A 13639-nucleotide genomic window follows, 5' to 3' on the forward strand; every position below is an offset into this window, starting at 1 on the left:
CCAGCGGATGAGGTAAGCCATGGACTTCGGAGTAGTACTGCAGACCACGCCCCCGTCGGCGCGGGTTGTCGAGCTGGCCCAGCAGGCCGATCGCTACGGGTTCGACTACGTGTGGACGTTCGACTCACACATCCTGTGGCAGGACCCCTACCCGATCTACTCGCAGATCCTGGACCGCACGCGCAACGTCGTCGTCGGCCCGATGGTCACCAACCCCGCCACCCGGGACTGGACCGTCACGGCGTCGTTGTTCGCCACGCTCAACGAGATGTACGGCAACCGCACCGTCTGCGGGATCGGCCGCGGCGACTCGGCCGTGCGGGTCACCAACGGACGACCGTCCACGCTCGCCACGCTGCGCGAGTCGGTCGGCGTCATCCGAGGGATGGCCAACGGCGAGACGGTCGACTTCAACGGCTCATCGCTGCGCCTCCCGTGGGCCAGCAAGTCCGAGCTCGAGGTCTGGGTGGCGGCGTACGGCCCGAAGGCGCTCGCCCTCACCGGCGAGGTGGCCGACGGCTACATCCTGCAGCTCGGCGACCCACAGATCGCGAAGTGGATGATCGCCGCAGTCCGGGACGCGGCGACCAAGGCCGGACGCGACCCGGACAGCATCACGATGTGCGTGGCTGCCCCGGCCTACGTCACCGACGGCAGCGACGACGCCCTCGCCCACGCTCGCGACCAGTGCCGCTGGTTCGGCGGGATGGTCGGCAACCATGTCGCGGATATCGTTGCCAGATATGGCGATTCGTCCGGAGTGCCGGCCGCTCTTACTGACTACATCGCCGCGCGCAAGGGCTATGACTACAACCAGCACGGTCGTGCCGGCAACACCCACGCGGACTTCGTCCCCGACGAGATCGTCGATCGGTTCTGCCTCATCGGACCTCCCGAGGAGCAGCTCCGCCGACTCGAGGAGTACCGCGCGCTCGGCGTCGACCAGTTCGCGCTCTACCTCCAGCACGACGCCAAGGACGCCACGCTCCGGTCGTACGCCGATGCCGTCCTCCCCGTGATCAACCGGCCTGACGCCGCCAAGTCCTGACCCGAGTCGTACGCTCGAATGCCGGCCATCAAAGGAGATCGCTATGCCAACTCCCATCTCGCACTGGATCTCGGGCAAGTCCGTCGCCGGTACCTCCGGCAACACGGCACCGGTCTACAACCCCGCGACCGGTGAGCAGACCGGCGCAGTCGACCTCGCCTCGGTCGAGGAGGTCAACACCGCCGTCGCCGCAGCCAAGGGTGCGCTCCACGCCTGGTCACGGACGTCGCTCTCGAAGCGGTCCGCGGTGCTGTTCGCCTTCCGCGAGCTGGTGCACCAGCACGTCGACGACCTCGCCGCGATCCTGACGGCCGAGCACGGCAAGGTGCTCGCGGACGCCAAGGGTGAGGTCTCGCGTGGCCTCGAGAACGTCGAGTTCGCCACCGGCATCCCTCAGCTGATGAAGGGCGACTACTCCGAGCACGCCGGCACCGGCGTCGACGTCTACTCGATCCGCCAGCCCGTCGGCGTCGTCGCCGGCATCACCCCGTTCAACTTCCCCGCGATGGTGCCGCTCTGGATGTGCGCCAACGCGATCGCCTGCGGCAACACCTTCGTGCTGAAGCCGAGCGAGAAGGATCCGTCCGCCTCGCTGCTCATCGCCGACCTGTGGAAGCGCGCCGGGCTGCCCGACGGGGTCTTCAATGTGGTGCACGGCGACAAGCTCTCGGTCGACACACTGCTCGACCACCCGGACGTCGCGGCCCTGAGCTTTGTCGGCTCCACCCCGATCGCGAAGTACATCTACGAGCGCGGCACGGCCAACGGCAAGCGCGTCCAGGCTCTCGGCGGCGCCAAGAACCACATGGTCGTCCTCCCCGATGCCGATATCGACCTGGCCGCCGACTCCGCCGTGTCCGCCGCGTACGGCGCCGCGGGCGAGCGCTGCATGGCCATCTCCGTGTGCGTGACCGTCGGCGACGTTGCTGACGATCTGGTGCCGGCCATCTCAAAACGGTTGCCATCATTGAGGATTGGCGATGGCTCCAAGGATGGCAACGAGATGGGTCCGCTCATCACCGCCGAGCACCGCGACAAGGTGGCGTCCTACATCGACGCCGGCGAGAAGGCCGGAGCGACGGTCACCGTCGACGGTCGTACGGCGGAGGTCCCCGAGGAAGGCTTCTTCCTGGGCACCACGCTCCTGGACAACGTCACCCCGGAGATGACGGTCTACACCGACGAGATCTTCGGCCCCGTGCTGTCCGTCGTCCGCTGCGAGACCTTCGACGAAGCGCTCCAGCTCGTCAACGACAACCCGTACGCCAACGGGACCGCGATCTTCACCCGCGACGGTGGGGCGGCGCGCGAGTTCCAGTCCGAGGTGCAGGTCGGCATGGTCGGTATCAACGTGCCCATCCCGGTGCCGGTGGCCTACTACTCCTTCGGCGGCTGGAAGGACTCGCTCTTCGGCGACACCCACATGTACGGCCCCGAGGGCATCGCCTTCTACACCAGAGGCAAGGTGGTCACCTCACGCTGGCCCGACCCGGCGACGTCCTCGGTCGACCTCGGCTTCCCCACCAACCGATGAGCGCCGGGGCACCGTCCACCTGGGCCTTGTGAATCAGGTGGTACCCGCAGTGCTGATGCCGAGTGCATCGCCGGCCTTGGCCACAGCGTCCTGCGTCGCGCCGTCGATGTCCTCCGGGAACGCCCCGAGGAAGTCGATGCTCACGACCACATCGCCGACGCCGGTCCGGACGGTCGTTACTTCCACACCTTCAAGGGATCCCGACGAGGCGGTCAGGCGGACGGCCACTGCTCCTCGCCCCGCGTCAGGCGGGCTCACCGCGCGTACCTGCATCACTGAGCTGCCCTCGCCCGGAGTGGAGACCTTCACCGAAGGGCAGCTCGCGACCGCCGACTTCAGCCGATGGAGCAACGCAGCAACCTTGTTCGCGCTCCCCAGGGCGTCGATCTCCTCGTTGATGTACGGGCCGTCCTGCCCAGCGGAGAAGGCGGCGGCCGAGGAGCCGGTCGCGCCAGGTGCGGCAGCGCTGTTGCTCAGTCTGACGAAGTCGGCACAGCCCGGGCGGGATGACGAGTACACGCCTTCGTCATCGGATCCGGCGTCGGGCTCGACGGCGAACCCCGGTGGCATGTCTTCCAGGGCCAGCAACGCAGACTTCAGGTCTTCGGGACTCCGGGTCGCTCCCGCGTCGGACGCGGAGCTCGACCCCGAGGACGGGGAGGACGGCGCGCTCGAGGCGCTGGTCATCGAGCCCGTGGAGGAGGTCGCAGATGAACTGGTCGACGGTGACGTCGACGATGTGGCCGCCGTTGAGCCAGGTTGGTCGGAGCAGCCTGCAAGAACGACGGCGGTCGCGCAACCAGCAACCAGAAGGACGGTCCGCTTCACATCCGGAACGTACCCGAGTTTGCATCGATCCGGCACTGGCACAGGGCCGTAGGAGGACATCATGAGCGAATCACTCTCAGGCGAGCAGGTTGTCGACCTCGACGATGCGCACGTCTTCCACTCCTGGTCAGCCCAGGCGAACCGCAACCCGATCGCGATCGAGAAGGCGGCGGGCTCGTACTTCTGGGACTACGACGGCAAGCGCTACCTCGACTTCAGCTCGCAGCTGGTCAACCTCAACCTGGGTCATCAGCACCCCACGATGGTCGAGGCGATCAAGCGGCAGGCCGAGATCCTGTGCACCGTCGCGCCACCGATCGCCAACGCAGCCCGCAGCGAGCTCGCCCGTCGCATCTCGGAGGTCGCACCAGCTGCGCTCAACAAGGTGTTCTTCACCAACGGCGGCGCCGAGGCCAACGAGAACGCCGTCCGGCTCGCGCGGCTGCACACCGGACGCCAGAAGGTCATGGCCGCCTACCGCAGCTATCACGGCGCGACGGCCGGGGCGATCGCGCTCACCGGCGACCCGCGCCGCTGGCCCAACGAGCCGGGTGTCGGTTCGACGGTCCGCTACTGGGGCCCCTACCCCTACCGCAGCGCCTTCCACTCCGACTCGCCCGAGCAGGAGACCGAGCGAGCGCTGCAGCACCTGCGCGACCTGATCGCCTTTGAGGGACCACAGACCATCGCCGCGATCGTGCTCGAGACGGTCGTCGGCACCAACGGCATCCTTGTGCCGACGGACGGCTACCTGGCCGGCGTTCGTGAGCTGTGCAACGAGCACGGCATCGTGATGATCGCCGATGAGGTGATGAGTGGGTTCGGGCGCTGCGGCGAGTGGTTCGCGGTGGACCACTGGGGTGTCGAGCCCGACCTGATCACCTTCGCCAAGGGCATCAACTCCGGCTACGTCCCGCTCGGTGGCGTGGTCATCTCCGACGAGATCGCGGCGACGTTCGCGACCCGACCGTTCCCTGGCGGGCTGACCTACTCAGGGCACCCGCTCGCCTGCGCGACCGGTATCGCCTCGATGGACATCTTCGTCGAGGAGAACGTGCTGGACGGCGTCCGGTCGCTGGCCACCGACGTCTTCGCGCCTGGGCTGGCCGAGCTGGCGGACAAGCACCCGTCGGTCGGCGAGGTGCGCGGGCTCGGCGCGTTCTGGGCGCTCGAGCTGGTCAAGGACAAGCAGACCCGCGAGCCGCTGGTGCCGTACAACGCGTCCGGGGCGGACGCGGCACCGATGGGTGCGTTCGCGAAGGCGTGCAAGGACGGCGGGCTGTTCCCGTTCGTGCACTTCAACCGCACCCACGTCGTGCCGCCCTGCACCATCACGCCGGCGGAGGCCAAGGAAGGGCTCGCCATCCTCGACGAGGCCTTGAGCACCGCCGACACGTTCTGCTCGTGAGTTCAGGCTGCAGCTGAACCTCAGCCGCGGTGTGCCTGACCCACCATCTGGTGAATCTGGCGCAGGTGCTCGACACCGTTGCCCTTGGCGAGCGAGTCCGGGCTGACCGTGCCACCAAGGGCGAGCATCGGGTTGAAGTAGTAGATCTCGCCCTCAGCCAGCGGACCGAGCTTTTGGCGAGCCCCACCGCGCGGACCCTCGAGGTCGGCCACGTGCGACGTGCCACCGGCGAGGTGGCCGTTGAAGAACTCGTTGACGTCACGGGTGACGACAGTGTTGCTCTGGAAGTGCGGGTCGAGGCACTGGATCCGGTCCTGCCCGTCCGCCTTGTCGTAGTGGTAGATGTGCCCGAAGCTGGTGACGGCGACTGGTACCGACCGCACACCTGACCCGAGCCAGGTCTGCAGCACACCGATCCACTGACCGGGGTCGACGATCGCGACCCGCTGCTCGCCGTAGAAGCCGATGCCGCGGTCACGCCAGAGGCCGATCAGCGCCCCGGGGACACGACCCTCGGCGTAGGACAAGAACTCCTGGCTCGGTCGTGCCACATCGGCGTCGGGCGGAAGCGCCGTCACAAAGCCCTGGAGTGCGGTCGGCGCGGGCGCCTGCTGGCCCCACTGCTGGCCGTACGACGACGGAGCGCCCTCGGGCTGCCCGCCTCCGGGATGCGCTGCCTGCGGCGCGTAACCGCCGTACTGCTCGCTCATCGTTCCTCCTAGAGGGAGCTCGGCCATACCTGTCTTGCCCCGACGTTACTCGACGCGCCCGGGTACGCCATCTCCACGGCCGGTGTGGCGACGCCGCGCCTATACCCCACAACCCGGCCTACCGTGTGCAGATGCCCCAGATTCAGGCTCAGGTCATCGTCGCGGTACCGCCGGCCACCGCCTTCGCGGTGTCGCAGACCACTGGTGCCGTACGCCTCCGCTGGGACCCGTTCATCCATCACCAGGAGCTGCTCGACGATGCGGTCAAGCCGGGCAAGGGCGTCCGTACCCTCACCCGCTCGCGGCACGGCCTGCGCATGGTCAGCCAGTACGTGTCGTACCGACCGCCGAGGTCCGTCGGCATGACGATGGTCGAGGGACCGTGGTTCTTCCGCACCTTCGGCGGTGGGTGGCGGTTCGAGGAGCTCGAGGACGGCAGCACCCGAGCGACCTGGAAGTACACGTTCACCTGCCGACCGGACCTCCTGCGGCCGGTGGCGGAGGCCATCGGCCGTCGGGTCCTGCAGCGCGACATCGACCGTCGCATCGCCGCGTTCGCCGTGGCCTGCACCAGGCCCGATGTCGTCCAGGCTGCGACCGGCGGGAGCGCGCCGAAACCCGGGTGAGGACAGCCCTGACGATCTGGGACGATGTCCGGCATGACTGACGCACCTGAGCCGCGCAATGCGCGGGTCCCGGACAAGCCCACCGTCGATGGACTTGAGGACCGCTGGGGTGCCGTATGGACCGAGCAGAAGACCTACGCGTTCGACCGTGCGCGCGCGCTGAGCCTGCCACGAGAGCAGGTCTTCTCGATCGACACTCCCCCGCCGACCGCATCCGGTTCGCTGCACGTCGGGCACGTGTTCGGCTACACCCACACCGACTGCATGGCGCGCTACCAGCGGATGCAGGGCAAAGAGGTCTACTACCCGCTCGGCTGGGACGACAACGGCCTGCCGACCGAGCGGCGCGTGCAGAACTACTACGGCGTGCGCGGTGACCACGGCACGCCCTACGACCCGGACTTCACCCCGCCGCTGAAGGGCGCCGAGGGAAAGTCGGTCAAGGCCGCTGACCAGGTGCCCGTCAGCCGCGCCAACTTCATCCCGCTGTGCGAAGAGCTCACGGTGGAGGACGAGAAGACCTTCGAGTCACTGTTCCGTCGACTCGGAGTCTCGGTCGACTGGGACCAGACCTACCGCACGATCGACGAACGGTCCCGAGCGGTGGCCCAGCAGGCGTTCCTGCGCAACGTGGAGCGCGGCGAGGCGTACCAGGCCGAGGCGCCCGGGCTGTGGGACGTCACGTTCCAGTCCGCGGTGGCGCAGGCCGAGCTCGAGGCGCGCGACTACCCCGGTGCCTTCCACAAGGTCAGCTTCCACAAGCCTGACGGCGGCACCGTGGAGATCGAGACCACTCGTCCCGAGCTCATCCCCGCCGCCGTCGCCCTCATCGCCCACCCCGACGACGAGCGGTACGCCGCCCTGTTCGGTACGACGGTCACCTCACCTCTGTTCGGGGTCGAGATCCCGGTGGTGGCCCACCAGCTGGCCGAGCCCGACAAGGGCGCGGGCATCGCGATGTGCTGCACGTTCGGTGACCTCACCGACGTGATCTGGTGGCGCGAGCTGCAGCTGCCGATCCGTTCGGTCATCACCCGCAACGGCCGCATCCAGGCCGAGACGCCCGAGTGGGTCGCCGGAGGTCCGGGTGAGTCGCTCTACGCCGAGCAGCTCGCGACCAAGACCGTGCACACCGCGCGTGAGGCCGTCGTGGCCGCTCTGCGCGAGTCGGGTGACCTGATCGGTGAGCCGGTCAAGACCCAGCGCAAGGCCAACTTCTTCGAGAAGGGTGACAAGCCGCTGGAGATCGTCACCAGCCGGCAGTGGTACATCCGCAACGGTGGCCGCAGCGCAGAACTCCGTGCTGCGCTCATTGCCCGCGGTGAGGAGATCGAGTTCCACCCGGCGTTCATGCGCAGCCGCTACGCCAACTGGATCAGTGGCCTCAACGGCGACTGGCTGATCAGCCGGCAGCGGTTCTTCGGCGTGCCCTTCCCGGTCTGGTACCCACTGGACGCCGACGGTGAGACCGACCACGAGCGCCCCATCTTCGCGCCCGAGAGCGCTTTGCCGGTCGACCCGGCGAGCGACGTGCCCGAGGGTTACACAGCCGAGCAGCGAGGCGTGCCAGGCGGATTCGTCGCCGACCCGGACATCATGGACACCTGGGCGACGTCCTCGTTGTCGCCGCAGATCGTCTCCGGGTGGCCGGTCACCAGCAACGCCGGCGACCGCAACGACGAAGAGCTGTTCGCCAAGATCTTCCCGATGGACATGCGCCCGCAGGGGCACGACATCATCCGGACCTGGCTGTTCGCCTCGGTCGTGCGAGCGCACTACGAGCAGGGCAGTGTGCCGTGGACCAGCGCCGCCATCAACGGCTGGATCCTCGACCCGGACCGCAAGAAGATGAGCAAGTCCAAGGGCAACGCGGTGACGCCCGAGGACGTGCTGCGTCAGCACAGTGCCGACGCCGTGCGCTACTGGGCACTGGCCGGGCGACTCGGCTCCGACGCGGCCTACGACGAGAGCCAGATGAAGGTCGGCCGCCGGTTGGCCATGAAGCTGCTCAACGCCAGCAAGTTCGCGCTGTCCTTCGGTGAGGTCGAGGGCGACCTGGCCACGCAGGTGACCCATCCGCTCGACCAGTCGATGCTGGCCGGCCTCCGCGAGGTCGTCGAGGGTGCCACCAAGGGCTTCGAGAGCTGGGAGTACACCCGCTCGCTGGAGCTGACCGAGTCGTTCTTCTGGACGTTCTGCGACGACTACGTCGAGCTCGTGAAGGACCGGGCCTACGGCGGGCAGGGTGACGTGGCCGCCGCCAGCGCACGAGCCGCACTCCGGATCGCTCTGGGCGTTCAGCTGCGGCTGCTCGCACCGTTCCTGCCCTACTCCACCGAAGAGGTCTGGTCCTGGTGGCAGGAGGGCTCCGTCCACCGCACCACATGGCCGACCGCCGACGAGGTGCCCACAGGTGGCGACCCGTCAGCGCTCGCGGCCGTCGGGACGGCCCTGGCCGGCGTCCGCAAGGCCAAGTCGGACGCCAAGTTGGGCATGCGCGCCGAGGTGACCGCGATGACGCTGACCGGTCCGGCCGCGGCGCTGGACCACGTGCGTGCCTCCGAGGGTGACCTACGGGCAGCCGGCAAGGTGACGGGGCTGTCGTACGCCGACGGCGAGACCATCACGGTCGCCGACGTCGAGCTGGTGCCGCCACCGCCGAAGGCCTGAGGCTCGGGCCAGATCACAAGTTCGACAAGGACAAGTAGGACGAGCCCGAACCATCGGGCTGTCACGTAACGTGCGCCCCATGTCTGGGGGGCAGGATCGTCGTGCCGACCTGGCGCAGCTGACCAGCAGCCGCGCCGGTGTTGTCACCGCGGTCACTGCGCTCGGCGTCGTCGTGCTGATGTACGCGGTCACGTCCGGCGCGCCGTTCGCGCACTCTCCTCAGCGGGACTGGGACCAGCCGACCCGCACCGTTGCGAACTCTTCATCGAGTGTCCCTACCTTCCCCACGCAGACCGGAGGGTCCGGGGCTGCTGCGAGAACGACGAGCGCCCTGTTCGGCATCGTCGGTGCGCTCATCATCTGCGCCATTCTCGCGCTCGTCGGCTATCTCCTCTTCGCCGTCGCCAGAGCGCTCCGGGACGGCTGGCGAGGACGCACGAAGCGGCGCCGCAGCGCTCTGGTGCCGCTGCCGCCCGCGATCGCGGATGCCGTCACCGCGGACGCGGCCGCACAACGCGCGGTGTTGGCCGAGGGTCCGCCGGCCAACGCGATCATCGCCTGCTGGGTTCGCCTCGAGGGTGCGGTCGCCGAGGCCGGGGTCGTACGCCGACCGAGCGAGACCTCGGCCGAGCTCACCATTCGCGTGCTGGACGAGCTGGAGGTCGACCACCGCGCGCTGCGCAACCTCGCCGAGCTCTATCGCGAGGCCCGCTTCTCCCGGCACACCGTCACCGAGAACCACCGCACTGAGGCTCGGCACGACTTGGATCGGCTCCATCGCAGCATCGAGACGGGGATCCAGTCATGACGCTGCGGGACCTGACCTGGGCCAGGCGCACGCTCGTCGTCCTGGTGCTCTGGGTGGTGCTGTCGTTGATCATGGAGTGGCTGCTCATGGACCCCGACTGGATCGGCACGCTCGCCGCCGCCGCCGCTGTCGCCGCCTTGTCATGGTTCATCGCCGACCACGTGCCTGCGCTCGAGGCGCCCGCATGGCAGACCGAGCCTCCGGGTCTGGTCCGCAAGCCGCCCGCGGACGGCCGGATGGGTGCGCTCCGGCGCGTGGTGAACCAGACCACGGATCCTCCGCCGCGTCCGGACCAGGCGCCCAGCAGCGCTCCGACTCAGCTGCAGACGATCCTGCTGGACGTCACAGCAGGACGGCTGCGTGCGCAGCACTCCACGACTGGGGACGAGACGGCCGTCGATGTCGTACGCCGTCTCGGACCGGGCCAGGACCCGCACCTGGCCGCCTACCTCCTGAGCGTGCCGGCACCACAGCTTGACGACCACGAGCTCAACGACCTGCTGTCCCGAATCGAGGCCCTGTGAGTACGCCCACCACCCCGCCCCTGAGCATCTCCGAGACCACTCATCTGGCCGAGAAGGTGCTGGACAACGTCGAGCAGGTCGTCGTCGGCAAGCGCACTGCGCTCGAGCTCGTCCTCGCGACCGTGCTGGCCGGCGGCCATGTGCTGCTCGAGGACCTGCCCGGTCTGGGCAAGACCCTCGCGGCACGATCCCTGGCGCAGACTCTCGGTCTCGACTTCACCCGGGCCCAGTTCACCCCGGACCTGCTACCTGCTGACCTCACTGGGTCGTTCATCTTCGATCAGGCGCGCTCGGAGTTCAGCTTCCGAGAGGGGCCACTGTTCACCGGCCTCCTCCTCGCCGACGAGATCAACCGGACGCCGCCCAAGACGCAGGCCGCGCTGCTCGAAGCCATGCAGGAGCGGCAGGTCACGATCGAGGGCAACACGTTCCGGCTGCCTCAGCCCTTCCACGTCATCGCGACCGCGAATCCCGTTGAGTACGAAGGGACTTACCCTCTCCCCGAGGCTCAGCTCGACCGCTTCCTGACCCGGGTGTCCTTCGGCTACCCCACCGAGTCCGAAGAGCACGAGGTGCTCCGGCGGCGCACAGCCCGCAAGCAGGAGGAGGTCGTCCTGTCGCCCGTGACCGATGCCAGCGGACTGGTCGCGGCTCAGTCCGCGATCGAGCAGGTCGACGTCGAGGCCACCGTGAGCCAGTACTGCGTACACCTCGCCCAGGCGACACGCCAGCACGCGCACGTCCAGATCGGCGCCTCGCCGCGCGGCTCCCTGGCGCTGATGCTCGTGGCGCGCGCCCGCGCCGTCATCAAGGGTCGCGACTTCGTGATCCCCGAGGACGTGAAGTCCGTCGGGGTGTCGGTCCTGGCGCACCGGGTCAGTCTGAAGCCCGAGCTGTGGATGACCGACCACACACCCAGCTCGGTCGTACGATCCCTGCTCGACTCCGTGCCCGTCCCCGCCACGAGCGGGCCGTCGGACTGATGGGCCAGCGGTCCGGCGAACGTCCGCCGCCCGGTGCGCCTGACACCGGGCGCTGGGTGATGACCGTGCCGTTCGTCCAGGGCGGGGTGATGGCAGGCGGCTGCGGCCTCGGTGCCGTGCTGATGCGGCGGCCCGACCTGTTGATCCTGGCGATGCCGTTCATCATCATCACCGCCTGGTCCATCGCGGTCCGGCCGCGACGCAACCCGGTTCTGCAGAGCTCGATCCGGCGCACCTGGCTGCGCGAGGGCGAGGTCTCCGCGTGGGATGTCCGGGTGGAGAACGCCGACGACGCAGAGCAGGTCGTCGCGGTGCTCGAGCCCGCCCATCACGTCGTGACCGAGCCGGATCTGGGCATCGCCGTCGCCCCGGTGGTCGATGGTTGCGCGGCCCCGACGATCACCTGGCAGGCACAGCGCTGGGGCCGCCGCACAGTCGGCAACGGCACCATCACCGTCATCTCGCCCTGGGCGGCGTTCCGCTACGGCCCGGTCCCTCAAGGGGGCGTCCTCACTCACACGGCACCACGCGAGGAGTACTTCACCGTTGCGGCGGCTGCGCCGCATCCCCTCGGCCTGGTCGGGCCCAACCGCAGCCGGCGACCGGGCGACGGCTCGGAGTTCGCCGATATCCGCCCGTTCCAGACCGGTGACCGGCTCCGACGTATCCACTGGCCGGTGTCGGCACGCACCGGTCAGCTGCACGTGCGGACGTCGTACGCCGAGCAGGACACCGAGGTCATGCTGCTGGTCGATGCGATCTTGGATGTTGGCGTCAGCGAAGGGATCGACGGCCGGGAGAGCTCGCTGGACCTCAGCGTCCGTTCGGCGTCCGCGCTCGCCGCACACTTCCTGGCACGCGGCGAGCGGGTCGGGCTGCACGTGTTCGGGATGCAACGGCCCATCCGGGTCCCCGCGGGGATGGGCGCACGTCAGCTCCGGCGGATCAGCGACTCGCTTGCCGAGGTCCGGCCTGACACCGGTTTTGGCAAGTCCCGCGTCATGTTCGCCCGGGTCCGCACCGGCGCCGGTGCGCTGGTCATCATGCTGAGCCCCCTGATCACGCGCGACGCGGCCGAGCAGGTCGCTCACCTGGCCCAGCGCGGACTCACCGTGGTCGTCGTCGACTGCCTGCCCCCGGACGTCGAGATCGCTGGCACGGACGACCCGTTGACCGCGACCGCATGGCGCATCCGACGGCTCGAGCGCGAGCTGGAGGTCGCGCGCCTGCAGGAGCGCGGCGTACCTGTGGTCCCGTGGCGTGGTCCGGGCTCGCTGGACCTGGTGCTCCGACAGATCTCCCGCAGGCCGGCGCACCGGTCGGTCGTGCGATGAGATTCCTCGAGACGCTCTCGGAGCGGATCCGCAACATGCACGCCGACCGCCTGCGGCTTGCCCTCGCCGTGATCGTGGTCGCGCTGCTCTTCTGGTGGATCACGGTGACGGCCGGCGACCCGTCGTTCCTCTGGTCGGTGATCTGGCTCCTGCTGCTTGCGCTGACCGTTCTGGACGTCCAGCAACCGATTGGCGCGATCTTCCTGGTGACCAGCGCCTGGCTCTGGTTCGTAGGCTCACCCTCGGTCACGACGTGGTGGGCGCTGCCTGCCAGCGGGTGCCTCCTGCTGATCCACGCGCTCCTGGCGCTGGCGTCCGAGGGACCCGAGATCGCACCGGTACCACCCGTCATCCGCGCGATCTGGCGGCGCCGGGTGCTGATCGTCCTCAGCCTGACCACCCTGGTGGCGCTCATCGTGCTCACCCTCGCAGTCCGCCCGGGGCACAGCCTGCCCCTGTCGATCATGGGACTGGCCCTGCTGACGATCGGTCTGGTGCTGCTGTCGCGCTACGCCACCGTGTCGACCCGTGACGCGGAGTCGAACACCAGCGAGGACTGAGCCTCAGTCGCGCAGCGCTCGCTCCGCCACCCACGCGATCGCGTCAGCGCTGTGCGCCGGGGTCCCGGAGGGCTGCATGACGTGACTCAGCACGACTCGCACCACGACGTCGATCGCGGCTTCGGTCTGGTCACGGTTGAACGGCACCTCGTAGGGCATCACCCGCTCGGTCACGACCTGCTTGGCAACCGTGAGCAACGACTCGGAATGGGTCGTCAGCAGCGGTAGTAGCTCGGTGTCGGCGCCGTGGGTCGCCGAGACCACGGCGCGCAGCAGCTCGTTGTGCGCGGCGAGCACGAGTACGTCGTGCGCCGCTTGACGAATTGCGTCGACCAGGTCGTCCGGATGGCTGTCGAACGCGGCCTCCACCGCGGACAGGAAGCGTCCGAGCTCGGTGAGGACCAGGGCCTCGGCGAGCGCGGGCTTGGACCCGATCTCGTTGTAGACCGTCTGCCGGCTGACGCCGACCTCATCGGCCAGTCGGGACATCGTCACCGAGGACCAGCCGGACGCCGTCGTGAGCTGCGCCGCGGCCGCGATGATGCGCTGCCGCGTGCTCTGCTCGATGCGCTCGCCCGCCAGATCCGCCGTCACGGGCCACATCGT

13 protein-coding genes are annotated in these 13639 nt (G+C 68.8%); 10 read left to right on the forward strand and 3 right to left on the reverse strand.

Going from position 1 to position 13639, the window contains the following annotated elements; translation table 11 throughout:
* The first annotated feature begins 19 nt into the window (after positions 1-19).
* Positions 20-1048 (forward strand): TIGR03842 family LLM class F420-dependent oxidoreductase, encoded by a 1029-nt coding sequence (locus VV02_RS18365; RefSeq protein ID WP_052593847.1) that lies wholly within the window; start codon positions 20-22, stop codon positions 1046-1048.
* A gap of 43 nt (positions 1049-1091) precedes the next feature.
* Entirely contained in the window at positions 1092-2582 is a 1491-nt protein-coding gene (locus tag VV02_RS18370; protein ID WP_052593848.1) for a CoA-acylating methylmalonate-semialdehyde dehydrogenase, read from the forward strand.
* A gap of 33 nt (positions 2583-2615) precedes the next feature.
* Here VV02_RS18370 and VV02_RS18375 read toward each other — a convergent pair whose 3' ends face one another.
* Positions 2616-3152 carry a sensor domain-containing protein gene (locus VV02_RS18375; RefSeq protein WP_052593850.1) on the reverse strand — a complete coding sequence of 179 codons (537 nt, stop codon included), beginning with the start codon at positions 3150-3152 and terminating at the stop codon, positions 2616-2618.
* A gap of 319 nt (positions 3153-3471) precedes the next feature.
* Between VV02_RS18375 and VV02_RS18385 the strand changes: the two genes are divergently transcribed.
* Positions 3472-4818, forward strand: coding sequence for an aspartate aminotransferase family protein (locus VV02_RS18385; protein ID WP_052593854.1), 1347 nt, complete (start codon positions 3472-3474; stop codon positions 4816-4818).
* Between the two features lie 20 nt (positions 4819-4838).
* Here the strand turns inward: VV02_RS18385 and VV02_RS18390 are convergent, their stop codons facing one another.
* Positions 4839-5528, reverse strand: coding sequence for a T6SS immunity protein Tdi1 domain-containing protein (locus VV02_RS18390; protein WP_052593856.1), 690 nt, complete (start codon positions 5526-5528; stop codon positions 4839-4841).
* Positions 5529-5659: 131 nt separating this feature from the next.
* On the opposite strand from VV02_RS18390, the gene VV02_RS18395 reads away from it, so the two are divergent.
* The 7 genes from VV02_RS18395 to VV02_RS18425 all read left to right on the forward strand — a co-directional run bounded on the left by VV02_RS18395 (position 5660) and on the right by VV02_RS18425 (position 13033).
* Positions 5660-6154 (forward strand): type II toxin-antitoxin system RatA family toxin, encoded by a 495-nt coding sequence (locus tag VV02_RS18395; protein WP_052597234.1) that lies wholly within the window; start codon positions 5660-5662, stop codon positions 6152-6154.
* Positions 6155-6187: 33 nt separating this feature from the next.
* Positions 6188-8824: a valine--tRNA ligase gene (gene valS / locus VV02_RS18400; RefSeq protein ID WP_052597237.1), complete on the forward strand. Its 2637-nt coding sequence runs from the start codon at positions 6188-6190 to the stop codon at positions 8822-8824.
* A gap of 79 nt (positions 8825-8903) precedes the next feature.
* Positions 8904-9632: a DUF4129 domain-containing protein gene (locus VV02_RS18405; protein ID WP_052593858.1), complete on the forward strand. Its 729-nt coding sequence runs from the start codon at positions 8904-8906 to the stop codon at positions 9630-9632.
* Entirely contained in the window at positions 9629-10156 is a 528-nt protein-coding gene (locus VV02_RS18410) for a hypothetical protein (RefSeq protein WP_052593860.1), read from the forward strand. Before VV02_RS18405 ends, VV02_RS18410 begins: the two co-directional genes overlap by 4 nt.
* Positions 10153-11139: an AAA family ATPase gene (locus tag VV02_RS18415; RefSeq protein WP_052593862.1), complete on the forward strand. Its 987-nt coding sequence runs from the start codon at positions 10153-10155 to the stop codon at positions 11137-11139. The genes VV02_RS18410 and VV02_RS18415 overlap by 4 nt, the downstream gene beginning before the upstream one ends.
* Positions 11139-12473, forward strand: coding sequence for a DUF58 domain-containing protein (locus tag VV02_RS18420; RefSeq protein ID WP_052593865.1), 1335 nt, complete (start codon positions 11139-11141; stop codon positions 12471-12473). The genes VV02_RS18415 and VV02_RS18420 overlap by 1 nt, the downstream gene beginning before the upstream one ends.
* Positions 12470-13033: a hypothetical protein gene (locus VV02_RS18425; RefSeq protein ID WP_157063456.1), complete on the forward strand. Its 564-nt coding sequence runs from the start codon at positions 12470-12472 to the stop codon at positions 13031-13033. The genes VV02_RS18420 and VV02_RS18425 overlap by 4 nt, the downstream gene beginning before the upstream one ends.
* Positions 13034-13036: 3 nt before the next feature.
* Here VV02_RS18425 and VV02_RS18430 read toward each other — a convergent pair whose 3' ends face one another.
* Positions 13037-13636 (reverse strand): TetR/AcrR family transcriptional regulator, encoded by a 600-nt coding sequence (locus tag VV02_RS18430; RefSeq protein WP_218917520.1) that lies wholly within the window; start codon positions 13634-13636, stop codon positions 13037-13039.
* Positions 13637-13639 lie beyond the last annotated feature (3 nt).

The sequence above is a fragment of the Luteipulveratus mongoliensis genome, assembly GCF_001190945.1.
In the GTDB taxonomy this organism is placed as follows: Bacteria; Actinomycetota; Actinomycetes; order Actinomycetales; family Dermatophilaceae; genus Luteipulveratus; species Luteipulveratus mongoliensis.